General features: G+C 43.7%; 18 protein-coding genes and 1 pseudogene. 5 read left to right on the plus strand and 14 right to left on the minus strand.

From position 1 onward, the window contains the following. Positions 1–200: 200 nt before the first annotated feature. The 4 genes from NST99_RS26960 to NST99_RS26975 all read right to left on the minus strand — a co-directional run bounded on the left by NST99_RS26960 (position 201) and on the right by NST99_RS26975 (position 4,820). A complete protein-coding gene (locus NST99_RS26960) occupies positions 201–1,223 on the minus strand; it encodes a LacI family DNA-binding transcriptional regulator (protein WP_341095779.1) in 1,023 nt (340 codons plus the stop codon). A gap of 69 nt (positions 1,224–1,292) precedes the next feature. Next, on the minus strand, positions 1,293–2,873 hold the full coding sequence (locus tag NST99_RS26965) for an ABC transporter substrate-binding protein (protein WP_076114210.1): 1,581 nt from the start codon (positions 2,871–2,873) through the stop codon (positions 1,293–1,295). A 77-nt stretch (positions 2,874–2,950) separates the two neighbouring features. After that, a complete protein-coding gene (locus NST99_RS26970; RefSeq protein ID WP_038595743.1) occupies positions 2,951–3,847 on the minus strand; it encodes a carbohydrate ABC transporter permease in 897 nt (298 codons plus the stop codon). Between the two features lie 28 nt (positions 3,848–3,875). Beyond that, positions 3,876–4,820, minus strand: a complete 945-nt coding sequence (locus tag NST99_RS26975) for an ABC transporter permease (RefSeq protein WP_341097770.1) — start codon at positions 4,818–4,820, stop codon at positions 3,876–3,878. Between the two features lie 399 nt (positions 4,821–5,219). Between NST99_RS26975 and NST99_RS26980 the strand changes: the two genes are divergently transcribed. From NST99_RS26980 to hpt, 5 genes and pseudogenes are all read left to right on the plus strand, one after another. Further along, on the plus strand, positions 5,220–8,567 hold the full coding sequence (locus tag NST99_RS26980) for a GH36-type glycosyl hydrolase domain-containing protein (RefSeq protein ID WP_341095781.1): 3,348 nt from the start codon (positions 5,220–5,222) through the stop codon (positions 8,565–8,567). A 33-nt stretch (positions 8,568–8,600) separates the two neighbouring features. Continuing rightward, a complete protein-coding gene (bglX, locus tag NST99_RS26985) occupies positions 8,601–10,760 on the plus strand; it encodes a beta-glucosidase BglX (protein WP_341095783.1) in 2,160 nt (719 codons plus the stop codon). Between the two features lie 26 nt (positions 10,761–10,786). Beyond that, positions 10,787–11,749 carry a metallophosphoesterase family protein gene (locus tag NST99_RS26990; RefSeq protein ID WP_341095785.1) on the plus strand — a complete coding sequence of 321 codons (963 nt, stop codon included), beginning with the start codon at positions 10,787–10,789 and terminating at the stop codon, positions 11,747–11,749. Positions 11,750–11,859: 110 nt separating this feature from the next. Continuing rightward, a pseudogene (locus NST99_RS33810) lies at positions 11,860–11,984 on the plus strand (hypothetical protein); the annotation flags it as partial. Between the two features lie 70 nt (positions 11,985–12,054). Further along, complete coding sequence (gene hpt / locus NST99_RS26995; protein WP_341095787.1) at positions 12,055–12,582, plus strand: hypoxanthine phosphoribosyltransferase; 528 nt, start codon at positions 12,055–12,057, stop codon at positions 12,580–12,582. 66 nt (positions 12,583–12,648) lie between these two features. On the opposite strand, the gene NST99_RS27000 is transcribed toward hpt, so the two are convergent. The 10 genes from NST99_RS27000 to NST99_RS27045 form a co-directional block, all read right to left on the minus strand. Further along, entirely contained in the window at positions 12,649–13,905 is a 1,257-nt protein-coding gene (locus tag NST99_RS27000; protein WP_341095789.1) for an ABC transporter permease subunit, read from the minus strand. Then, positions 13,902–14,792, minus strand: a complete 891-nt coding sequence (locus tag NST99_RS27005) for an ABC transporter ATP-binding protein (RefSeq protein ID WP_341095791.1) — start codon at positions 14,790–14,792, stop codon at positions 13,902–13,904. Before NST99_RS27005 ends, NST99_RS27000 begins: the two co-directional genes overlap by 4 nt. A gap of 138 nt (positions 14,793–14,930) precedes the next feature. Beyond that, on the minus strand, positions 14,931–16,139 hold the full coding sequence (locus tag NST99_RS27010) for a sensor histidine kinase (RefSeq protein WP_341095794.1): 1,209 nt from the start codon (positions 16,137–16,139) through the stop codon (positions 14,931–14,933). Beyond that, a complete protein-coding gene (gene vanR / locus NST99_RS27015; RefSeq protein WP_341095796.1) occupies positions 16,072–16,767 on the minus strand; it encodes a VanR-ABDEGLN family response regulator transcription factor in 696 nt (231 codons plus the stop codon). Before vanR ends, NST99_RS27010 begins: the two co-directional genes overlap by 68 nt. A 261-nt stretch (positions 16,768–17,028) precedes the next feature. Then, a complete protein-coding gene (locus NST99_RS27020) occupies positions 17,029–18,066 on the minus strand; it encodes an acyltransferase family protein (RefSeq protein WP_341095798.1) in 1,038 nt (345 codons plus the stop codon). Next, positions 18,053–19,153 (minus strand): hypothetical protein, encoded by a 1,101-nt coding sequence (locus NST99_RS27025; protein WP_341095799.1) that lies wholly within the window; start codon positions 19,151–19,153, stop codon positions 18,053–18,055. The genes NST99_RS27020 and NST99_RS27025 overlap by 14 nt, the downstream gene beginning before the upstream one ends. Positions 19,154–19,938: 785 nt before the next feature. Further along, positions 19,939–20,631: an acyltransferase gene (locus NST99_RS27030; protein WP_341095800.1), complete on the minus strand. Its 693-nt coding sequence runs from the start codon at positions 20,629–20,631 to the stop codon at positions 19,939–19,941. Positions 20,632–20,697: 66 nt separating this feature from the next. After that, a complete protein-coding gene (locus NST99_RS27035) occupies positions 20,698–21,885 on the minus strand; it encodes a hypothetical protein (protein WP_341095802.1) in 1,188 nt (395 codons plus the stop codon). 422 nt (positions 21,886–22,307) lie between these two features. Beyond that, positions 22,308–23,477, minus strand: coding sequence for a hypothetical protein (locus tag NST99_RS27040; protein ID WP_341095803.1), 1,170 nt, complete (start codon positions 23,475–23,477; stop codon positions 22,308–22,310). Between the two features lie 80 nt (positions 23,478–23,557). Next, the gene (locus tag NST99_RS27045) at positions 23,558–24,892 is read right to left on the minus strand and encodes a hypothetical protein (RefSeq protein ID WP_341095804.1); all 1,335 of its coding nucleotides are present in this window, start codon (positions 24,890–24,892) and stop codon (positions 23,558–23,560) included. Positions 24,893–25,172: the final 280 nt, after the last annotated feature.

Raw genomic sequence — 25,172 nt, forward strand, 5'->3', positions numbered from 1 at the left:
TGTGTTAAGTATATCACAAGGAAATAGGGCTTTTTATAAAACCTTTGAACTATTTATGACATCCAGATAATAATTATTATAAATAAAAATCTACAGAAGTGCTATCGTTTATGATGGGTTTTTTTCAGAATAATTATAATGTTTTTTTATAGCAAAAAGGAGCAGCGCTTTACCTGCTCCTTTAACAACAACACTTCACCCTAATAATCCTTGATCATCCTGCAAGAGCCGCGTTTGAGCAATACCGCATCGTAGACAATATGCTGGTTATTTGACTGTCCCGAGATGAGGTCAAAGAGAACGCCCACGCTTGATAATGCCATTTCCGTGCCCGGTTGGCTGATTGTATCCAGAGAAGGATGATAATACTCAGCCATCTCAATACCATCAAAGCCAAGGATCGAGATGTCGCCCGGAATAGACAACCCGGCGGTAAGCACAGCTTTGGCCGCACCAATCGCAATCGTATCGGAGGCTGCAAAAATAGCCGTAACTCCCTTATTCTTGTTGAACAGTCTACGCGCGGCATTAAATCCGGAGCTGGGACTGTATTCACAATCCTCGACCAATTGAGCATCGTAAGGCAGATCATGCTCTTCCAGTGCTTTTTTGTAGCCCAAGTGCCGGCGGTTTCCTGTGGTTTCGTCCAATAAAGGGGACTTAGCCAGAAACCCGATATTCGTATGTCCGAGTGAGATTAAGTAATTGGTCGCCTTATAGGCTTCCTTCAATTCATCAATGATCACACTGGAAAATACGGAAGGGTCCACCTTCTGGGTTGAGGTAATCGTCGTCAGCACAAAAGGAATCGTCAGCTGTTTGAACTTTTCTTCGGAATGATTATACGTTCCGCCCATAAAGATAATCCCGCAGAGATTCTTTTCTTTCACCAGTTGAATAGCCGCTTTGATTTCATCCGTTCCATCCTCCACCTGTTGAATGAGAAACGGGTAACCCCGCAAATTAACCTGCCGTTCAATTTCTTTGATCATATTGGAAAAGAAAGGATTGGTAATCCCCTTGACCATAAGTGCAATGTTCTTGGATTCCGTGGTTTTCAAATTCCGTGCGTTGGAATTGGGAACATAATTATATTCCCTGACCACACTTAGAACCTTTTCTCTTGTCGCCTTGCTCACCAGCCCTTTGTTGTTGATTACCCGCGAGACTGTTGAGATGCCGACACCGGAAATCCGCGCGATATCCTTGATATTTACGTCCACTGTACTCCCCCATCTATGGGTAAAGGAGCTATAAGTACTTATAGCTCCCTTACGCCTTATAGCATTCCTTTAGTTGACAGGAACAAATTCTGCTAATTGTTTCTGTACTTCGGCAATGACCTTGTCAATTCCTGCTTTTTTCAGCTGTTCGCGGTATTCTGCAACTGCTTTTTTAGGCTCCTGGCTAGTTTTGCCAAGCATCAGCTGGATACCAAGCTGTGAATTCACGTTGGAGATTGAAGCGATTTCTGTAGTCACATTCGATGGATCGAAGCTGAATCCGTTGTACGGATCATCGATTGCCACTTTATCCCATTCAGCGAACAAAGAGTTGCGGATAGGGTTTTCGGTATCACTCGGAACAACGAACTTGTCATTTCTGAGTGACCAGGCCGAGAAGCCGCCGGCATCTGTTTTTTCATTGTAGCCTGGAGGGAATTTCTTGATGCCGTCTTCAATGACATATTGTTTGCCTTCAATTCCGTATTGAATAAGGTTGTAATAGCTCTCATCAGTCATAAACTTCTCAATCACCATCAGTGCGCGTTCCGGATTAGCCGAATTTGTGCTGATTACGGTCGAGTTGTCCACGCCCATCTTACGTTTGATTTTCTTGTTCGCTTCAGCGAAAGTGAAGAAGTAAGGATCTGATTCAGGTTGTGCCTTGATATCCGCTCCATACTGACCGATCCAGTCTTGGGCATGAGTCAAATAACCTGCAGAGTTTCCCGCTCTAAAGTTCTCTTTCCCGCCCATGGTTGCGGACAGCACATCTTTACCCCAATACCCTTTATCCGCCCATTCACGCATTTTCACAGCCCAATCTTCAAATTCCTGGGTGTAGGCCGGATGGAAGACGGTTTTGAAGTCCTCCGGACTTTTGGTCACCAGATTCAGTTCATTTAGAGAAATACCAGGGGCGTTAAGCCACATATCCGTGGTATCGACCAGCATTCTGAACATATTCTGCGCATCTTCAGCCTTGCCGTTGATCGGCGTGAAGGATTCGTTAGCAACAACATTGTCCATGTACTTCACCATATCATCTATTGAGCTGATTTTTTCCATGCCGTATTTCTTCAGCAGATCAGAACGATAAGCGAAACCGGTAGGTGTGTATTCACTGTAAAGACTCGGAACTCCATAAATTTTGCCTTTGTATTTCGTGTTCTCCCAGACAGTTGCAGGAATTTCTGCCTTCAGCTTAGGAGCAACCTTGTCGAGCATCTCCGTGATGTCCACGAGTGCGCCTTCACTGGCTAATGTAAAATAGGAAACTGGTGCTCCGGGAGAGGCGTGGGACATATCAAAATTTTCACCGGAAGCAAATAACAACGGGTACTTGGTAGCCGTATCCGGCCAGTCAATATACTTCACTTCAATGCTTGCGTTCAGATCTGCCTTGAGCTTCTTGTTGATCTCGCCAAGGATCGCCTTGTTGTTAACCCCTTCACTGCCCCACAGGTAGTACGTCAGCTTAGCTTCCTTTGAAGTGTCTACTCCACCCGTATTTGCAGTAGTTTCCGACTTTCCGGAATCCGTTGGAGAAGTGCTTGACTCATTGTTGTTGTTCTTGGACGTACAGGCTGTCAATACCCCGGCAAGCATGAGGACTGCCATTAAAGAAGACGCGATTTTTTTACCTTTCATCAGGTAAGCCTCCCTTTTCTTGTCTGTTTATGAATTCTTCATCTATAATAAACGCCTCTCTTAAGAGATCACGTCCATTAACCCTTTACTGCCCCGACGGTAAGCCCTGTTACAAAATAACGCTGCACAAACGGGTAGAGGAGAATAATTGGCCCTGTGGCGAGAACAGCTGTAGCCATCTTGATAGATTGCGTAGGAAGATCGGCTGAATTAATCACTGCCCCCGAGTTAATCATAGTCCCAAGGTTGGTCTGATTAACCATCCGCTGCAAAAAGTATTGCAACGGGTATTTAGTTGGGCTGTCCATATACAACATCCCGTTGTACCACTCATTCCAAAAGCCCAGCGCCGAGAACAGTCCAATGGTGGCCAAGGACGGAACCGCTAAGGGAATAAAAATCCGCCAGTAGATGCGGAAATCGCCGGCACCGTCAATGGTAGCGGATTCATATAAGGAATCCGGAATCGCCTTCATGAAATTGCGCATCAGGAAGATCGACCAGGCGCCGACCACAGCCGGCAGGATCATAGCGAACAAGTTATCCTTCATATGAAGATGCTTGACCATCAGGATATACGTTGGAATCAAGCCGCCGCTAAAGAGCGTCGTAAAGTAAATTAGGAAGGAGAAGAAATTGCGGTACTTGAAATCCTTGCGGTTGAGCACAAAGCCGGCCATCGACATCATAAACAGTCCCAGCACCGTACCCACTACAGTGATAAAAATAGTTACCTGATAAGCATTGATGAGATTTGTAGAGTTGTTAAGCAGCAACTCATATGACTTGAAGGAAAATTCTTTGGGCAGCAGCTTGTAGCCTTCGCGGACAATTTCCTGCTCGTTCATAAATGAGGAAGTGATCATCAGCGCAAAAGGAAATAAACAAATCAGCGCAAAGATTGTGATGCACAAATAGCTGATGGCTTTAATGAAGATACTGCCGACATCTTGTTTGACTGCTTTCTTTTCCATTATCATCACCCCTGTTTCTTTCTGAGTCTTAGAATAATGCGCTGTCAGGCTCGACCTTGCGCACAATAAAGTTCACCACAAGCACCAGAAGCAGCCCGAACAAGGATTGGTAGAAGCCAACAGCGGCTCCCATGGAGAAGTTGAATTGCCCCACCAATGAGCGGAAGACATAAGTATCAATGATATCCGTCTGCGGATACAGTACGGAATTCGTCCCGATCAGATTATAGAACAGGTCAAAGGAGCCTTTGAGAATCCCGCCCATTCCGAACAGCAGAAGCAGAATAAAGGTTGGCTTCAGAATCGGCAAGGTCATGTAGCGGATCCGTTGCCAGGTAGTAGCGCCGTCCATATAAGCAGCCTCATACAAATCATGGTTGATCCCTGTTATGGCCGCCAGATAGATAATCATGCCGTATCCGGTACTGGCCCAGATTTTGAAGGCGACAATAATGTATTTCCAAATGCCTGCATCGGAATAGAACTCGTGGCGGTCCAGCCCGGCTCCGGCCAACATCGTATTGATAAAACCGGAGTTAAAATTGAATAGGTTGTAGGCAAATACCCCTACGATAACCATTGAAATAAAGTTCGGGAGGAGAATCACCGACTGGGAGATCTTCTTGAACCATTTGCCCGTTATCTCCGACAGCATAATGGCAAACACAATTTGAATGATATTCCCCAAGACAAGGAAAGCCACATTGTACAGCAGGGTATTCTTGGTGATATTCCAGAGATCACCATTTTGGACTAGGAATTCGAAGTTCTTCAGGCCGATAAAATGGCTTCCGAAGATCCCCTTGTTAAGTTTGTAATCCACAAATGCGACATAAGCTCCGGGCATTACCGCATAGTGGAAGATCAGGAAATACAGAAGCACGGGCAGCAGCATAAGGAAAAGAACTTTGTTCTTCAGCAATTCCCGGCCGATATTTCCACCAGTTCGCATAATTCTAGCCAATAGACCCACCTCCAATTTGAACGATGCATTCACACCAATGGAATAAATTAACTCGACTACCAATCACGATAAAAGCTATGTTTTAAAGGTATAGAAACGTTTCCATCATTTTTTTGGAACTCCCCTTGCGAAGAGCATACTCTTAAAATGTATGCGCTGTCAATTGAATTTTTTTTCGAATTTCAAGTACATTAATTATATATACAGTCCCAAATGTTTCGAAACAATAATTATTTCAAAGATGATTGACATTTTTTAGCCACGAGACTAATATCGAGGTATACCTAACATGGAAACGTTTCTATTATCTTTTTTGGTGAAAATGCATGCCCTTGATGACATTTGATTTGAACTCCCCTATCCGTTCAATTTCATGTCCTATTCATGTAGTGGAAAGCGAGGGTTCTTATGATTTTCAGACCACAATCCAACATGATTACCTTTACACTCGATGAATCCAAGTACACGTTCTTGCCAACAGGCGACATCTTTGAATTCTCCAACGGGCCATTCCTCATCAATCAGTTCCAGGGCAATTCTATGGATGGTTCGGCCAATAATATTTATCTTCGCGTGCATACAGCACAAGGCATTGAAAGCTATCCCTTGCTGGGAATCCGCTCCCGCTCCAAACTATTGTACAATCACGAAAGACTTATTTACCAAGGCCGGATAGAGGCTATTGATTACCGTGTTACCTTCTCCCCTGCTGCTGATGGCATTTGGTTCTGGCATATCCAGCTCTCCGGAAACGGGGAAACGGTTGATGTCATTTATGGACAGGATCTCGGTGTCGCTGAAAAAGGCGGCGTGCTGTCCAATGAGCTGTATATGAGCCAGTACCTGGATCACAGCATTTGGGAGGGGCCTAACGGTTACGCTGTATGCTCGCGCCAAAACCAGCCTCAGGGCACAGCTTTCCCCTATCTGCAGCAAGGTGTGCTTCAGACCAAAGCCGTCGGCTATTCAACAGATGGCACGCAGTTTTTTGGCTTATCTTTTAAAGCCCTGGATATTCCTCAAGTACTGGAAAGCGGCCTTCCGAACCAAAATGTTCAATATGAGCTGGCCTATACCGGTCTGCAAACAGAGCAAATGAAGCTGGCTGGAACCGTTGATTTTGCCTTCTACGGCCTGTTCCGCCAGACTCATCCCGCCGCTGTAACGTCTCTTGAGTTTGGGTCCCGGCTGCAGGAAGCTTATGCCTTCATAGACTGGAACCTGAGCGACACTGTACAAGAGGGAGACACAGTCACGCTCAGTGCTGAAATCGGGGGACCTTATGTCTCTCCGCAGTGGTCACAAGCCGAGATTGATGCCGCGTTCCCTGAGCGAAAGCTCGAGGAATACGAGGATGGTAAACTGTTGTCCTTCTTTACTAATGACCACGTCCATGTCGTGTTGCAGCCCAAGGAACTGCTCGTTGAACGCCCGCACGGACATATCATTACCACCCTGATGGATGACACACAGGTCAACAACAACCTGATTACGTCCACCAACTACATGTACGGTATTTTCAACGGTCAGACGGTGGCGGGCAATACTTCTTTCCATAAGCTCCTCTCCACGCCGCGCGGCCTGCTCAATATTCTCAAGAACACAGGACAGCGCATTTATATCGGCCATGATGGCGTCTACCGGATTCTTACCCTGCCGGCCGTTTATGAAATGGGTGTGAATTTTGCCAAATGGCATTACAAGCTGGAGGATGATACGTTAACGATCACCACCTTTGCTGCCGCCAATCAACCGGATATTGTGCTTCAGGTACAGTCAAAGCTCGGAAAATCCTACGATTACCTGATTACTAATCAGCTGGTTATGGGCGAGCATGAATTCCAGCATCCGGTGAGAGTCAGCGCTGCAGACGGAATTATCCGCGTTCAACCAGATGAGAACACTTGGCGGAACCATCCTTATCCCGGCCTGCATTATGACATTCAATTACCTGATACCGCTTTCAATTTAAGTGACGACCGGATATTCTATGAAGACGGCAAGCCGCGCAACGGTACACTGCTTACCCTTTCCGTAGAGCAGTCCTCAAGCTTCCAGCTAGTCATGCAAGGAAGGCTTGAGGACAAGGGAAGTTTGCCGCTGGCTCCTTACAGCTTTGAAGATGAAGTAACATTGTACAGAGAATTCTACGAAGCTTTCAGTTCCCGCTTCTGCTTGCAGATCGAGGGTGCCGAACAGGTAAAGATTGATAAATTGAACGAAACCGCATGGTGGTATACGCATAATGCAATGGTCCATTTTATTGTGCCGCACGGACTTGAACAGCCAGGCGGAGCCGCATGGGGCACGCGGGATGTATGTCAGGGGCCGATGGAATATTTCCTGATGACCCAGCATTATGAATTGGCCAGAAATGTTCTTTTGGAGATTTTTGCCCACCAGCTGTGGGAAAGCCGGGAGTGGCCGCAATGGTTTATGTTCGACCAGCACCCTGTCCAGTCCCCTGAATGGCATGGCGATGTCGTGCTTTGGCCGCTTAAATGCATTGCCGACTATGTAATGGCTACCGGGGACAGCTCTATTTTCCAAGAAGAGGTAGTCTATCACTATCTGGCAGATGCCCTGCCTACCCGGGAATCGGAATCCGTACTTGAGCATGTCAAGGCAGCTGTGCACACAATCAGCAAGCGCTTCCTGCCTGGAACCGCCCTCATCTCCTATGCCGGCGGTGACTGGGATGATACCCTGCAGCCTGCCGATGAAGCGCTGAAGACCAAGCTGGTCAGCGCCTGGACCGTTGCCTTGGCATTCCAGGTCATCCGGAATCTGTCGCAGGTCACGGCATTCGACCCTGAGTTCTCAAGGTCGCTTGCTGAAATGGCAGAACAGATGAAGGCCTCTTTCCAGACGTTGCTCATTAAAGATGAGGTTATTGCCGGCTTCGCTTACTTCAAAGACGCCGAAACCATCGAATACATGCTGCATCCGCTGGACCAAAATACCGGAATACAGTATCGCCTGCTGCCGATGACACGCAGCATCATTGCCGAACTGGTGGACCCTGCACAAGCGGATATGAATTTGCGCCTGATTGATGAGCATCTCAAATGTCCGGATGGCGTACGCCTAATGGACCGCCCGGCCCGCTATGAAGGCGGTGTAAGCACCATTTTCCGGCGTGCCGAGCAGGCCGCCAATGTCGGCCGTGAAATCAGCCTGCAATATGTGCATGCCCATATTCGTTATCTTGAGGCGGCCGCTAAGCTGGGAGATGCTGAGCGTGCCTGGGAAGGGCTGTTCCAAATCAATCCGATCAATATCCGCGAGAGCGTGCCTAATGCGAAAATCCGCCAGAGCAATATGTATTTCAGCAGTTCGGACGGAGATTTCCCGGACCGCTACAGCTATCACAAGAATTTCGATCAGCTGCGCACCGGCAGCGTCCCAGTGAAAGGCGGCTGGCGGCTATATTCCAGCGGACCCGGCATTTACCTGAATCAGCTCATCTCCGGCATTCTGGGAATCCGCTTCACGGCAGACAGCCTGATTATTGATCCGGTTCTTCCGGCCAGTCTGGACGGTCTGCGCTTCACTTATCAATGTTTCGGCCGTACCTTACAATTTGTTTATCATATCGGATCGGGTTCCACCCGCACACCGGAACTGCGTTCGGAGGGCAATGCCGTTGCCGGCCAAATCCTGGCCAATCCGTATCGCCCGGGTGCGCTAAGCATTCCTGCAAGCACTGTGCTTACGCTGCCTGACAAAGAACTGCAAATCTATTTATCCCAATAACTTTCAATGCGTTCGATGAAGAAGGAGTCTGCCATGACTAAACCGTTTATCCAAGAGCTTGTGAATGAAATGACACTGGACGAAAAACTGGCCCAATTAACCCAGCTTGGTCCTTATTATTGGGGCCTGGACGATACCGTTGATTTGACAGGTCCGTTCAAGGAGCTCAAAATTAAGCCACATGCCATTGAGAATATCGGAAGCGTTCTGAACGGCGTTGGAGCCCGGAATGCCATCGAAATGCAGACCCGCCATATGCAAAAAAGCCGCCAGAAGATTCCGCTGCTCTTTATGGCAGATGTCATCCACGGCTACCGGACCATACTGCCCATTCCTCTGGCGCTGGGCTGCAGCTTCGATCTGGAAGCCTGTGAACGCTTTGCCGAGCTTGCTGCCAAAGAAAGCGCAGCTGCCGGGATTCATGTCACTTTCTCTCCGATGACCGATCTCGTCCGCGATCCGCGCTGGGGCCGTGTCATGGAAACATCCGGTGAGGACCCTTATCTGAATGCCCGCGTCACCGAAAGCATGGTGCGCGGCTATCAGGGCAAAGACCTGAAGGAAAAAGGACGCATAGCCGCCTGTGTCAAGCATTTCGCCGGCTATGGTGCGCCTGAGGGCGGCCGGGAATACAATACGGTCGATATGTCCACCGGTGTATTGCGTGAATTCTATCTGCCTGCCTACAAGGCCGCGGTCGATGCCGGTGTAGCCATGGTAATGGCCGCATTCAATACAGTAGACCGTATTCCGGCAACCGGAAATGAACAGCTTCTGCGCGGGATTCTGCGGGAGGAATGGGGGTTCAATGGTGTTACCATCGCTGACTTCAATTCCGTCAATGAGCTGATCCCCCACGGGGCTGCAGTGGATGGCCGCGAAGCCGCAGAGAAAAGTCTGGCTGCCGGTCTTGATATCGAGATGATGTCCACCCACTATCTCCATCATGCCGCAGATCTGATTGAACAAGGCCGGCTTGATGCCGCTTTGATCGACGAAGCGGTTATCCGGGTACTGGAGCTTAAGGACGCACTGGGCTTGTTTGAAAATCCGTTTAAGGATGCGGATCCGCAAGTGGATGAGGCAGCCGAGCCTAATGCGGAGCATCTGCAGACCGCGCGCGAGCTTGGCGCAAGTTCGGTTGTGCTGCTAAAAAATGAGAATAAAGCTTTGCCGCTCAAGCGGGGGATGAAAATCGGCCTGGCCGGTCCTTTCGCCACTTCCATAGATGTGCTGGGCGGCTGGGCCGGAACGGAAAAGGACCCGGCGGTCTCGCTCTACACAGGAATTTCCCGGAAAACCTCAGCCGGGGATATCCTTACAGCAATGACCGGCGAGCTGGGGAGTATGCTGGAGGGTATATTTGATGTAGAGGACGGGATAGAAGAAGCGTTTCAGCGCTTGAAGGATTGCGATGTGATCCTTGCTGCAGTGGGCGAGAACCAGCAGGATACCGGAGAAGGCGGCAGCAAAACCAACCTGCGCCTGTCGCCTAATCAGGAGAAGCTGATCTGGCGCCTGAAGGACACTGGCAAAAAGATAGTGACCATTGTATTCAGCGGCCGGCCACTGGAGCTGAAGCCTGTGCTGGATGCCAGCGATGCTTTGCTCCAGGCCTGGTTCCTCGGCTCGGAGTCAGGGAACTCACTGGCAGATGTACTATTCGGGGACTACAATCCATCCGGACGTTTATCCATGAGCTTCCCCTATACTGTGGGCCAGATTCCGGTTTATTACAATGCCTATTCAACGGGACGTCCCTATGATCCCATGTATCCGCAAGTACGTTATGTAACCCGGTACTTAGACTGCCCCAACGACCCGCTCTTCTGCTTCGGCTATGGCCTGAGCTATTCTGATTTTGCTTACAGCAACTTCAAGGTTGAAGCCGCTGACAAGCTTGTAGCCTCTATTGAGGTAGAGAATACCTCGGACATCGACGGCAAAGAAACCGTTCAGCTTTATATTCACGATGTCAGCGCAAGCGTTGTGCGTCCGGTTAAAGAGCTTAAGGGTTTCCGGCAGCTTTCATTGACAGCGCATGAGAAACAGTTGGTTTCCTTCGAAATCACAAGAGACATGTTGATGTTCTATGGCAGGGACGATAAGCTTATCTTCGAGCCTGGTGAATTTGATATTATGATCGGCCGAAACTCAGGAGATCATTTCACCCGGCGTATCCATATCGACTGATTTTGGCCAGAGAGGGGAATTTTCAAATGAAACGCCATTTATCATTCCAGAATGATGGAACCTTTAAAATTGTGCAATTTACCGATCTACATTGGATGGATGGAAGAGCCGAGGATCAGCTTACCCGTAAACTCATGGAGCGTATTATAGAAGCGGAGCAGCCTGATCTTATCGTTTTTACGGGGGATTTAATTTACACGGGTCCCGTTCCAGCGGAAGAAAAGGAATGTGAGAATCCTCAGGAAGCTTTCCGGGAGGCTGTCGCCGCTGTTGAACAAACCGGCATTCCCTGGGCCTTTGTATTTGGCAACCATGATACAGAAACCCGCATTTCCCGTGATGAACTGATGCAGGTAGCCTTGGAGCATCCTCACACGCTGGCTGAGGCCGGACCTGCGGAGCTTGCCGGTACAGGCAATTATACACTTGAAATTGAGGGGCCTAATGGCAGCTCCGCTGCAGTTCTTTATTTTCTGGACTCCGGCAGCTACTCCGAGCTTGAGCAGGTACCAGGCTATAATTGGATCCAGCGGAATCAGCTTAACTGGCTGACAGCTGAATCGGCACGGCTGAACCCGCAAGCACAAGAGGATAAGCTGCCTGCACTCGCATTCTTTCATATCCCGATTCCCGAGTACCAGGAGGTATGGTCTACCCGGCTCTGCCATGGACACCGATTCGAACGCGTCTGTTCTGCTCCTGTTAATTCCGGATTATTTGCGACTTTGCTGGAAATGGGCGATGTGCTGGGCACCTTTTGCGGACATGACCATATCAACGACTTTGTCGGCAGCCTGCATGGCATACGCCTCTGTTACGGGCGGGCCTCAGGCTACAATACTTATGGAAAAGAAGGCTTTAAGCGGGGTGCCCGCGTGATAAAACTAACCCTGGGCGACAAGAATTTTGATACCTGGCTCCGTCTTGAAGACGGCTCTACCGTACTGGAGCAGCCGGTTCATGAGCCGGATAACGTAACCGTACACTAATCTTCCAAGCTCTTAGAACGAGACTTCCCGCGTAATGGCGGCAGTCTCGTTCTTTTTTAGGCGCCGGGAATGTCGTGGACTTCATCAAAGAATATTGGGGAGCTCCGCGCAGCTGCGGCGCTTCAACCATTCCCCAGCTGCGCACCATGCCAAAATCACCCTCGTCTCCTCCACAACTATTTACGAAGGGGGGGCACATGATGTTATGCTAAAGGAAAAAGACAGAACATCCTGATCATTAGCAGCCTGTGAACATAGAAAGGTTACTGCTGCGGGATCATTCTGATTCATAAGGAGCCCACACAATGACGTCATTACAAAAGGTTCTGGTCACCAAAACAGAGCTGCAGCAAAGAGTCCAGGAGCTTGGAGCAGACATCTCACGGGATTACGAAGGCAAGGAGCTGGTGCTCATCGGCATCCTCAAGGGAGCAGCCGTATTTATGGCTGACCTGATGCGCGAGATCACCCTCCCCATCGGCATGGATTACATGTCCGTATCCAGCTATGACGCCAGCTCCACCTCAAGCGGCGTCATCACCGTCAAAAAAGACATCGACACCGACATCCGCGGCAAACATGTCCTCCTCGTCGAGGACATGATCGACACCGGCCTGACCCTGCAGCATCTCAAGCAGCTCTTTGCTCTCCGTGAGGCCGCTAGTGTCCGCATCTGCACCATCCTCAGCAAGCCCTCCCGCCGCCTTGCCGACATCCCCATCGACTACTGCGGCATCGAAATCCCCGACGAATTCGTCGTCGGCTACGGATTGGACTATGCCGAACAATTCCGGAACCTGCCGGAGGTTTGGATTGTGCAGACGGGCGAATAGGGGCAGCAAAAGGAGCCGAAACTTGTTAAGTGCCGGCTCTTTTTGCTGTAATGAATTCATAAGGCTTTATTGGACCTGGTGACGCTTAAAGGCGCGGCCGACAAAGGGAATGCATACAGCGCTTATAACAACATAAACAATAATCCTCATAGTGATAATATCTACGGTCAAGCCGGGAAATGGATAAGAAAAATACGAAGTGTACTCCGCAGGAAATACCGGCTGTACAGCCATGTACGGAAACAGCATAAGAATATGATTCAGTATACCATTTGTCCCGCTAAGCCCCAAAAAGACAGGGAGTAATATGACCAGCACATCTACAACAAGCACTGCAAAAGCTGTTTTCAGCTTTGCGGACAAAAGAAGTGTTACGGCGGCCATCCCCATCGAAACCAATAATAAGATCAAAATACACACCATAGCCGCTTCCAACAAGGATAGATTATAAGGAATGGTAACATTTAAAATCTGTAATGGAAGATCCCAGCCCTCAAATCCAAACGCGTATAGTTGAATACCTACTGCCACCAGAACATTTATTAGAAACACAAGCAGTGCAAAAAGAAAAGCCGCTGAAATTTTCGCCTTTATTAATTTCGATTTCCCGTATCGGGTAGATAGAATAACGCTGTCAGCTCCCGATTGATATTCTCCTGCAAATACTGGAGCAATACAAATGCAAATTGCAATAATAGAAACAATCAGCAATTCAAAACACTGGAACAAACTTCTCCATCCAGCGTGGTAACCATATTCATAAGGCGTTTCAATCTGGCTGTTTTTAGTGTTCCAGAATTGCTTTTCCTGATTCGAATATTTCCAGTCAGAATAGTCAATATCTAAGTAACTCTTCACTTTGTCCGCGCGCGCCTGATAAAATCCCGCTGTATTCTCCAAGCGCATATCTCTAAGAACCGTTAGTCCGTTATCAGTAACCTGAGGCTTCAAAAAAGCTTCATCAATCATTTTCAAGTAAGAGTAATGCGGTAATACATAACGGGCATAATTCTCATCCGTTAAGTTAACCTTATCCCCGTCTTTCAACACATTCTTAGGATTGGTGAACAATGTCTGATACTCTTTAATATCTTGTGCAACCCGTTCTTCCGTAAGTGTTCCTTCAAGCTTTTTGGCATACTCTTTCTCAAGCTGAATTGCAGCAGCACCATTCACCTGCCTGCCATCACGCTCCAGTGAAATATAATTCTGAACAGGCATGATAAAGAACAGCAGCGTTAAGAACAAGCTGACCAGAACGACCACTATATTCATTCTCTTTTTGGCGATTTTCAACAACTCATATTTGAATAAACTATTCATCGGCTCCCCCTATATTCGGCAATATCGTTCCGGAAATGGTACAAGTACAAATCTTCAAGCGTAGGCACCTCATTTATTGCACCGTCCATCGGGATATCATCATTAAGTACACGAAGGATGACCGTATCATTATCACCGTGGTGCAGATTTGCCACGCACAATGAATTGCTGATTGTATTGGCATACTCCTTCGTAACCACACATCTCCACACCTTACCTTCCATTTCGTTCGCAATGTTGCCGGCTGGACTATTGATGATCAGCTTACCGTCTTTGATCATTAGAACGGAGTCGGAGATATATTCTATATCAGATACAATATGAGTAGAAAGAATGACTATCTTGTCTTTGGAAAAGTTCGCAATTAGATTGCGGAAATGCACACGCTCTTTCGGGTCAAGTCCCGCAGTAGGTTCATCCAGCACCAAAATTTGAGGGTCATTCAAAACAGCTTGTGCAATTCCCAGTCTTTGCTTCATCCCCCCGGAAAACGTCCGGATTTTTCTGGTTGAGACTTCGGACAAACCCACTAACCCCAAAAGCTCCCTTGTGCGAATAGTGGCCTTCTGAGGTGAAATCCCCTTCAATGCAGCGACATAGAGCATAAATTGCTCTGCTGTGAAATCCGGATAATATCCAAAATCCTGCGGAAGATACCCTAGAAGATTACGGTAATCCTCCCCCAATTCCCCTGCACTTTTACCATCCAAAAGAACATCGCCAGAGGTAGGATTCAGCACTCCGCAGACGATCCTCATAAGTGTAGTTTTTCCTGCCCCATTCGCCCCAAGCAGGCCATACACTCCTGGTTTCATCTTAATCGTCATTTGATCGACCGCTGTTTTGCGTCCATATTGTTTGGTAAGTCTGTCCAGCATTAATTCCATACTCCAACCTCCCTTATTCAATTAGAAACGTCTCATGCCCTTTCCATTACAGACAAAAGTCTGCTTACCCGGTATTTATTGTACCGTCAGCAAGCAGACTGAACTTTAATAACTAAACGTTATTTTATTAAGAAAATTCTAAGAATGCATTAAGTGACCTCCATGTGAAGTGAGCGGGATTTTTACGCTAAATACAGTTTTCCCATTTTCACTCTGCATCCCGATCTGCCCTTCATGCCCCATTATTATTTCTTTGGCAATGGCCAGACCCAAGCCCGCACCTCCCGTATTCGTTGAACGGGCATCATCCAACCGGTAGAACTTATCAAAGATACTGTTTTGCTTATCAGGCGGTATGGTTTGCCCGGTGTTCGTAAAGGTAATGTTGGCCATACCCTCATGGGCTTTTGCCGCCACCTCAATCGTGCTGTTATCGTCACTGTATGCAACGGCATTCTTCAAAATGTTATTAAAAACCCGCGCCAGCTTATCTGCATCACCATAAACGGTTATCGTATCTTCGGCGTCAATAACCATCTTTTTCCCGGCAGTCGTGAGCGAGGGATAAAATTCATCCGGCATTTGTATCAGCATATAAGTGATGTCAACATTCTGTTTGTTGAGTTGAAGTGTTTGCTGGTTATACCTTTCGACTTCAAAAAAATCATGGATAAGACGCTCCAAATGATACGCCTTCTCCAAAGTGATCTTCATATATTTCTCTTGTTGCTCCTTCGGCATATCGGAAGCTTCGTTAAGTAAACTCAAATATCCAATGACGGAAGTAAGCGGCGTTTTTATATCATGAGCCAGATACATGACCAAATCCCGTTTGTTCTGCTCTGCCACCTGTACCTCCAGTTCACGTTTCTTGAGGGTCTGCTTCACAAAAATCAGTTTCTGCTCCAATGAGGACATCTCCGGTGATAGCGTAATATCTGCTTCATCCTTAATTAAGGCATCAATACCTGCATTGACTTCATTAAAATATTTTGTAAACCAGGATAAAGAAAAATAGAAAAAAATAAGAAAAAAGGCCGATATCGCTATCAGCATTATGATTTCCCAATGATCACGGAAAGTACTTTCGTAAATCGAAAGGGCATCGCTATATTCGTAACCAAAAACATGTTGTAATAACAGAACGCCTCCCTCACCCAGTCGTCCTCGAACCAGTAAATATAGAATATCCACTGCGATGATAGCAAGAATTATCAAAATCAGCATTCGAATGAATACTTTCATCCTTAACTTTGCATAGTTCATCTGAATATGGGTTTTACTTTTCAATTTTATACCCCACCCCCCATATCGTTCGGATCCATTTCGGATTATCCACTGAATCATTCATTTTCTCGCGCAAATGCCTGATATGAACAGTGATGGTATTATTATTCTTATTGTAATATTCATCGCCCCAAATCACGCGAAATAGTTGTTCCGAGCTGATGACTTTGCCTTTGTTCTCACAAAGGACCCGTAAGATTGAAAATTCTGTAGGTGTAAGAGATAACTGTTTTTCGTTCAGCCAGCACTCATGGGTGTTCACATCCAGAACCAGACCGGAATAGGCTATGACCGTTTCATCAGGCACTGGCATGGACTTGTATTTCTTATATCTGCGCAATTGCGCCTTTACCCGCGCGACCATCTCTAGCGGACGAAACGGTTTGGTAATATAATCGTCTGCCCCCATCGTAAGACCCGTAATCTGGTCTGTTTCTTCATCCTTAGCCGTAAGCATTATTATAGGAAAATTGTGATTTTCCCGAATGCGCTGGCAGATGGTAAAACCGTTAATATCCGGGAGCATAACATCCAGAATTGCTAAATCCACATGTTCACTCTCAATATACTTGAGGGCATCCTGCCCATTATAAAACTTAAGAACATTGAAATTTTCATTTCTTAAGTAGATTTCGATCAAATCGGTGATGGCCTGCTCATCATCCACCACCAGAATATTTTCAGCCACTATGGGATCCCTTCCTTTACTTTACTGCATGAAATATACTTATTGTACCAGAAAACGGAAAGGGCTTATGTTGTTTTTTTCCTGTTTAATTCTTAAGATAATCCTAAGGTTAGCTGAACTTCCCACATAAAGAAGGCTGCCGAATTTTTCTCGACAGCCTTACTTTTGAATGATTTATGTTTGTTTCTTTATGGAGCTTGCTGCAACTATCTGTAGAACGGATGGTAGCACTTCCAAGAGTATATTTACCCTGTCCAGCAATCACGAAGTAGTTGCCGGTATTGTACCGGACTTCACTCTGGCGCTGAACTCGGCAACTGCTTTTTTCAATAGAAAGGCCAGTCCCAACGTAATGAGGATACAAATCGCATTCACAACAAGGTCGTTCACCTGCAGGTTCAGGCTTCTCCGGAGATCTGTCAACATCTTCAGCATTCTTTCATGAAGCAGATAAATCTCCAGGCTATGCGTGCCGCAGAATGAGAGGAAGGGATAACGGGTCCATTTACGCTCTGCCATCCAATGCAACATTCCCGCCGCTAAGATACATAAAGGCAGTGTAATCAGAATAAAAGGATACCACCACAGTCCATAACTCCATACATAGTCCTGCAAATATTTCTGGCTAACTACCAGCAGCAATATACCTGAGACAAACACTACAAGATGCAAGATCAGACTCAGCCGCGAGATTGCCCGTTTTTGATCGATAAGGTATCCAACAAACACGCCTACACAGAATATCGGAATTCTTATCGTGAAAATCAGCAAATAGGAGAGCGAAGTTCCAGATAGAACTACGCTGAGCAGTATTCCAAGAAGGCTGGCCACAGCAACAGTAATAACCTTATTCCGCTCTCTGAAAAAATACATAAACAGCGGCGTAAGCAAATACAACACCAATAGTGCAGGGACGTACCAGTCAAACCGGCTGTCCAGCCCGAGCCAAAAGCTAAGCGTCGTCAGATTCAGAAGGACCTCTGTAAAGGACATCTCACCGATCCCCCAATACAGAAGACAAAACAACAGTACCACTGGAAGATACGTTGGCAGAATCCGCTGCAGCCGTCTTTTGTAAAAGGTAGCCGTGCTGACATTGCCGCGATAGGCATAATATAACCCCAAACCTGAAACCAGCAGGAAGACATCAACTCCACCGTACCCATAGGCTTGCAAGGTGCCGACAACCGGCACGGAGGATGCATTCATCGTCGAATGATACAGCACCACCCACAGAATCGCCAGTCCCATGAGTTGGGTGCGGTACGTGCTGATCAGCTTATAATTAAGCTTTGTCATGGATAACCTCCTGAAGCGCCGGCAGCTGGCGGGAAGAGGGGCTCGCAGGCATTAGACTGGAAAGTTTCTTGTAATTCAGTGAAAAGAGGATGCCAAGCGAAGCTTCCGCAAGAATGATTAAATCCCGATTAGAAATCACCAGCGGAATCGCAACCACACTAATGACAATAAGAACCCAAACCGCCGGATACCCCATATACGGCTCGATGAAGCGGCCCAGCCACAGCAGGACTCTCATCGCCACATAAGTGCCGACCAGTGCCAGACACCATATCCACACAATATTCAAGCGGCCCAGCCCAAGCCGGTCAAAAGCCAAGATCAAGATCAGATGGGTAAATAGAAATAGAAATGAATGCTTACCGAAATAGAGCATCAGATTACTGGGAGCATAGCTTTTTTTCCTTCTGAAGAGATAAAAGACCCCGAACAATACAAACAAAGACAGCAGAAGATAGTTCACAGACATATTGTATTTAATAAAATCCGCTTCACGCACTCCACCGTAACTGGATATCACGAGCAGTACCCCCGCTACAAGAGCTCCAATAAGGTTCACCCGGTTGCTGCACCGATAAGCGAAGATCCCGGCCACAAACGCAAACATCCACGGGAAATAGGTAAACCCAACAGTTTCTGTGAACAGTATGGATTTAAACGGGAAGTCCGGCAAAAGACTGCCAATGAAAAAATGCACCAAAAAAACAAGCAACGCCAAAAGGAGATACAAATAGAGTGGAGGTTTCAAATATTTCTCTATGAGGTATACACTCAGCACTCCGAGTGCAATGATCTGAGGAACATCCATTACCGAAAACGCCTGAACCTCCGGTTTCCACATGAGATTATAGGAGAAACCGATGACAGCGAACAACACGTAGAAGCTAAGCAGCGACCTGAAGCTTTTCCTTCGAACCTGCAAGGTGGTTGTCACCCCCGAGACAGCAAAGAAAAGTACAGGGGCCAAACCGGCAATAATCTGAAACACCCGCTCATTGCCATTAAAATAAAGCGGAATATGTGCCACAATCATCAAAATACAGCTAATCCCCTTAATAGCATCCAACGAATAGTCATATTCCTTCATTCCCCTCACTTTCCTTTCACTTATTTGATTTTTATATAGAGTATAAGATGGAATTCATAACTTTCCATCACTCTAAAGTGTAAGATTGAGTTGGGGGGAGGGGCGTTAAAGTGCCAGATCTAAAAATGGCATATTTTCTCTCTCTCTATCGCCTATGTCAATTTTATTATAGTTACCTTTTTTTCGTAAAACTGTTACGTATATTCTCCAGTACTTCTGGTCTTTATTTATTACAAAAAACAGCGGAACAGAGATATTCTCTGCTCCGCCATTGAGCAATTATGTTCGTTTACCAAGACACACTACTCTTAGCTGCCGGCATGCGACCATTATTTCCTTTACCTCGCCATTCTTCCAGAAGTCCCATTTCACCATACTTGGCATTGATATCCCTCCAGCATTTAAAACTATGTTTGTTTTTTTAGAACCGATGAGATCTAGATCAAAACCAGCTTTAAGGAATATTTCTGACGAATATATTCTCTAGGTGTAGCCTTCACTACGGCCAACTTTAGCTCAGTTGTATACGAAAAACTCGTCTCTGATACTCACTGAACGTTAGGATTCCCCTCTAATCTTCTTATGATGTCTTCAGTAAACAGAGTTCGATTTAACTTTCCCACTGCCATATCCCACTCCTTTTCCAGTACTCTGATTAAAACACAAAAGACCCCAAGAAAGTCACTTTTTTTAAAGTGTCTTTCTTGTGGGTCACGATTCAATCCCGTCAGCTCTTTTTCATTTTTCGGATGCTGCGTAGTATGGTCCTACTTGAAATCAAGTATTCATAGATTGGTTTTATACATTCTTTCTCTTTTCCAATCCACGTTTCCTTTAATGACCCGAGCAGGCGTTCCTACCGCTATACTATTGTTCGATATTTTTTGCGTTACAATAGATCCCATACCTATTATTGAATTATTGCCTATGGAAGCCCCTTTCAATATCTTAACATCTTCGGCCACCCATACATGGTTGCCAATAACAATATCCTTAGCATAGTTTATCCTCTCATGAGTTACTACATCTATAATACTATGAGAATCACTATTTCTTATGCTTATATTAGCCGAGAACATACAGTCACTCCCAATTATTATAGAAGTATCCAGTTCAAGGGCCGCCACTTGTATACCTTCAGCAGTAGTCTTATCATCGATTAATATTTTACAGCCGTTATCCTCGAAACAAAAACCACTATTCTTAATAATACATTGTTCTCCAATCTCAATCTTGTGATTGTTTCCTACTATTAGAATACCGGTATTAATCAAAACTGCATTCTTTTTAATCGACACTACATTGTTATTACCAATTATTATTATTGATGTTTTCTTTAAAAAAGTGCGTTCGTAGTGTACGATATTATTTTTCCCTTTTATCTTTTTTCTGTTCCAACTAATGATGTTGAAGATAAAAGAAATCATTACACCAATAAACTCATATTTTTGTGTATAAATCCATATCTTTTTTAGCACACTCGTCAAAACCTCCAAAGTTATATAGAACTTATACGGAATCAATTTCTATACAAACGTTGTACGTTAAAATGGTTCTATTTTCTTCTTCTCAAGATAGTTAAGATACAAAATTATAAAAGGTAAAATAAACAAGGTTCTAAAATAAAATAAGTTGTTGAAGCCAATTTCAAACATGAAAAAGACAACAAACATAAGAAGCCCCTCTAACTTATTGTTCATGTTAATTCTAAAAAACAAAAAGAGCGAACAATAGAACAATATAGCAAAAACCAATGTCCCACGAAGTATTATTGAAATTAATCCGGAATCATGAAATGTAAGTTTGTCATAGAAATCCGCAGAGTACCCCATTGCCGATAAGGGGTTATCAAAGATGTAGTTTAGGCTGCTTTGCAGGTTACCATGTCCCGAATATCTTCCGAGTAGTCCGTTTCCCGATTTTGACGGATCAAAAATTATAAAGAACTCTCTAAAATTAAAACTTCCGCTATATAATATATAAGCTAACCCCAAAGAAAAAGCGATCATCCACAGTAGTTTCTTCTCAGATTTATAAATCAAATATAGAACTCCGAGCACTAAGAAAATTATTCCAGTATTGGAGTTCATTAAATAACAAAACACTAAGAAGTTAATAGCAAACACATAGTATCTTTTTTTGCCGGATGTCTCATAAGTTTTAATATTTAAATAGAAAAAAATAAACATATAAAAAGCTGCTACTGAGTGAGTTCCAAAAACGAGTACAGGTTTTCCTAGTTTAAGCATAAGTGGAACCAATTCAGGATAAAAGTCGTTATAGTGATTTATAAAGAAATTTGCGACTTGTTGTAATTTAAATACCATGGCCCAAGCTATAGCAATAGCAGCAACCGTTACAATATTAAAACAGATAAAAATTGATCGCTTAGCATCAATTTTTTTGAAGTTAATGCAGAACATCAAAGTAAACATTGCAATCAATATGCTTGTACCATAATCAACAACCGCTGGATGTCGAAAAAACGTAACCAACCATAGGAAGGCATTAATAATGATGAAGCTAGCCACGAAGTAAAATTTAATTTTGTTGACCATCGGTATCAACACGCATAAGAATAGTCCAAATAGAACAGGAGTTACTTTATAAATGTTTTCTGATATAATGCTGCCACTTGATGTTGGGAACATCAAGCCGACAGTTAGTAATGCAATAAAAATTAAAGAAATAAATCTATTTCTACGATCATTTTGTATTTGATTCTGCAACATGTGCATCCCTTACAACCACCTAGTATTTTTTAAACAATCCGAATATATTATAACATTGAATAGGGGATTACTGGATAACTAACTAAAAATATATTTTTAGATGCGGACATTTAATGGTCAACAAAGTTTACCAGTGTAAATGAAACATTACATTGTTTATGTAAGTGTCTGCCGTAAGGAATTGCAGTTCCATTTCATGTGTGCTGGACTGCTCTTGTCCATCCTTTTTCTCCTTTGATTTCATGCTGCGGTTAGCAGAGCACTATTCATTCGTTCATCGAGTTCAATGAATTTTCTACTCATAGCTACAAGCTTTCCAGAACCCCAGTCAAACTGGGAGATTATACAAAAAGAGCTTTTGAGGATATCCCGCCGGCTCTTTTTCTTGTTTCCAATTGCTACGAAGCTTAGCCTTTCTTGTATTAAATAGCAAGTATTTTTTTGATTTCTTCACAAAACCTGCCATCCAACTCTTGAATTAAATCAGCCGGCGCTCTAATCAAAGAGTTCTTTTCACTCAATTTAAGTGAAGCTTCTTTGATCGCTTTAGCTATATCTTCGGGTTTGTGTTTTTCATAAAATATTGTAAATTCTGAAAACGGTGACTGAACAACACACGGAATGTTTGGTGATACTACATATAGACCATGTGATATATACGTTGGTATTTTGGAAGGAAAAGTGTAATTAGCTGAATCCATTTCTTCTTCCGAATATGCATGACTACTTAAGCCTATATGGCAGGAATGTAGAAAGTCAGAAAAATCTTGTCCTCTTAATCTTCCATGAAAAATAACTGCTTCATATCCCTTCTCTATATTTATGTCTTTTACAATTTTGTCGAATTCATCGATTTCATGATCTTCGCCAAACCCAAGGATATGAATTTTATAGTTAGCATCTAAATAAAGCGCCGACTGTGCCCCGAGAATAGCTGCTCTCCGTGAGCTTTCGATTATTCCTGCATACACCACATGAGTTTTCTCATCAGAGAACTGTTGGTTCAACCTTTTGGGTTGATTATAATTACCGAATGATAGAACATAAGGCTTTCCATTGTTAAATTTTTTTTCCGCAATTCTATTCATAAAAAGGTATTCGTCTGCTTCCTTGATAAATCTAATTTCCTTTTCTTTAAACCTTAAAGCCTTCTTGTTCACAGCATGATAGAGATCGTTAAACTCTAAAATTAGTTTGAATTTCTTTAATTTTCTTAACAACTTAAATGGTTCAATATATAGTAAGGAATGATAAACTAAAACAGTTTCATTTTTTTTCACATTCATGAGTACATATATTATAATTTGAAGCCACATAAACAACACTGTTAACTTGCTAATAAATTTACCTGGGTACCTGAAAGTAGGTAAATAAATCTGTTTTTCTTTCTCATTTTTTTCAATAACCGTTTTACCTAAAAACCCCATCCCACTTTTCGCCAATGCTGTTGACACTAGATTTAATTGTGCACCGGATTTAATTAAAGCTTCTTTTACGTACTCAACCTTTGCAAAAGATGCTGGAATAGCTTGCCTCCCCTTTTCCATCTCTTCGCTTAAATAGAAAGAAAAGTAATGAACTCTGCTACTCAATTCAAATGTCCCCCTTTTTTTAACGATTTCTTGAATTAAGTAACCGCAAAACGTAGATACTCACAAAAATCACCAATTACTTATTTTAATAACAAAATCAGTTGTCTTTTTAGTGAAGCAAACTGAAAAATGCAATAAGGCAATAAAATAAAAATATCAGAGAGTACGACAATCGTCCAATCACTATAAATTCTCACTCCAAAATAAATAAAAATAAACTTAAACACTACTCCTAAAGTGTAACAAATTAATTGCAATCTTATTTTTCCCAAGCCACATGCAAAGGTAGATAAAACATTTTGATAAACAAAAATACTTCCAAATATAGCGAATAGTATACTTTTGTCGTAAGTAATACTTATTGAATTTCCACCTAACCAAATGTTAACAATAGGTTGTAAAAATGGTATGATTAAAAATTGAATTACTATAACAAGTAAAACTAAACGATGCAAGAGTTTAAAGTACTTAGTAATCCATAAACCATCTTTTTCTTCACAGGCTTTGGTAATTGCAGACCATAATGGCGTAAGAGCAAGTGTAAAAAGCATTCCTGGTAAAGAAAACAATCGATAATATATCTGATAATCCACCACACTCGTTGGACTTATAAAATTTGTTATTAATATTGAATTTGTACCTGTTATTAACATGTACATGATTTGATTTAGAAAAAACAAACCACCCAACTGCATTATAGATTTTGAAGCCCTCTTATTAAGAAATTTAATGCTTGGAGCATAGCCTTTTAACCTGGTTGTAAATATAATGATAGTTGTAACTAAGAGTGGAACAATTACACACAATAAATAAACTACAGATAGTATCTTAATATTAGTTTCGACGTCAGACGAAGTGAAAATTAAGACAAAAAACAATTGCGATACACTGGTGATTAAACTAATTAAATTGTTGATAGCGGATTTTTGGATTGCATACAACACTGAAGAAATTAAGCCAAAAAATAATTGAAGCATTATTGTATACAAAACACATCTAACCACAAAATTCATAGTGTGAGCAGATATCAAATCGGTAGAAATATTAAAAATCGAATTCCAATCCAAATATTTAAATGCAATAGTTGCTAGGAATGAAAAAACAATCACTAGGCTACCTATAACAAAGTAAGCTGAAGATATATATAATCTAGCTTCAAGTTTATCGTTTCGAACTAAAGCACCTACAAGTTTATTTCGCAATCCATTCCCTATACCAAAATCAAAAGAGAGAATCCAAGTTAAAACTGATAAAATAGTAAACCATACCCCAAGAATATCCTTATTATCGAAAAACCTTATATAGGCAGGGAGACTAAAAAAGGAAATTAGTAAGGCCCCACCTTTGATAATAAAAGCTGCACTAATATTTCGAAGCACAGCTTTATCATTTTCATTTGATATGAATTTATCCATAAATTTCCTCATAAATATGCTCCATTCACCATAAGAAACAATCTTAAGAAAAAAACTGTAGTTGTTGTTATGAATTTTTATGCACTAGTACATGACATAATAATGTATTCCACATTAAATGATCTACAGAAATAATTTCAAGCTCCATACAAGTGACAAAACAAGAGTTTTAGTAAAAGTAGAAGATCAGAAAAGCTAATGTACTAACACTCTTTAGAAGCTCTCTTACACTTTAAGGGATACAAGCGGATAGTCGAAGCGCCAGAGCATAAACTGGCGG

The organism is Paenibacillus sp. FSL L8-0470, assembly GCF_038008625.1.
Lineage (GTDB): Bacteria > Bacillota > Bacilli > Paenibacillales > Paenibacillaceae > Paenibacillus_AQ.

Excerpts from the sequence above, each read along its gene's own strand:
- NST99_RS26965 (WP_076114210.1), bottom strand. The coding sequence starts at position 2,873 with ATGAAAGGTAAAAAAATCGCGTCTTCTTTAATGGCAGTCCTCATGCTT.
- NST99_RS26970 (WP_038595743.1), bottom strand. The coding sequence starts at position 3,847 with ATGGAAAAGAAAGCAGTCAAACAAGATGTCGGCAGTATCTTCATTAAA.
- NST99_RS26980 (WP_341095781.1), top strand. The coding sequence starts at position 5,220 with ATGATTTTCAGACCACAATCCAACATGATTACCTTTACACTCGATGAA.
- bglX (WP_341095783.1), top strand. The coding sequence starts at position 8,601 with ATGACTAAACCGTTTATCCAAGAGCTTGTGAATGAAATGACACTGGAC.
- NST99_RS26990 (WP_341095785.1), top strand. The coding sequence starts at position 10,787 with ATGAAACGCCATTTATCATTCCAGAATGATGGAACCTTTAAAATTGTG.
- hpt (WP_341095787.1), top strand. The coding sequence starts at position 12,055 with ATGACGTCATTACAAAAGGTTCTGGTCACCAAAACAGAGCTGCAGCAA.
- NST99_RS27000 (WP_341095789.1), bottom strand. The coding sequence starts at position 13,905 with ATGAATAGTTTATTCAAATATGAGTTGTTGAAAATCGCCAAAAAGAGA.
- NST99_RS27005 (WP_341095791.1), bottom strand. The coding sequence starts at position 14,792 with ATGGAATTAATGCTGGACAGACTTACCAAACAATATGGACGCAAAACA.
- NST99_RS27010 (WP_341095794.1), bottom strand. The coding sequence starts at position 16,139 with ATGATTCAGTGGATAATCCGAAATGGATCCGAACGATATGGGGGGTGG.
- NST99_RS27020 (WP_341095798.1), bottom strand. The coding sequence starts at position 18,066 with ATGACAAAGCTTAATTATAAGCTGATCAGCACGTACCGCACCCAACTC.
- NST99_RS27025 (WP_341095799.1), bottom strand. The coding sequence starts at position 19,153 with ATGAAGGAATATGACTATTCGTTGGATGCTATTAAGGGGATTAGCTGT.
- NST99_RS27035 (WP_341095802.1), bottom strand. The coding sequence starts at position 21,885 with ATGTTGCAGAATCAAATACAAAATGATCGTAGAAATAGATTTATTTCT.
- NST99_RS27045 (WP_341095804.1), bottom strand. The coding sequence starts at position 24,892 with ATGGATAAATTCATATCAAATGAAAATGATAAAGCTGTGCTTCGAAAT.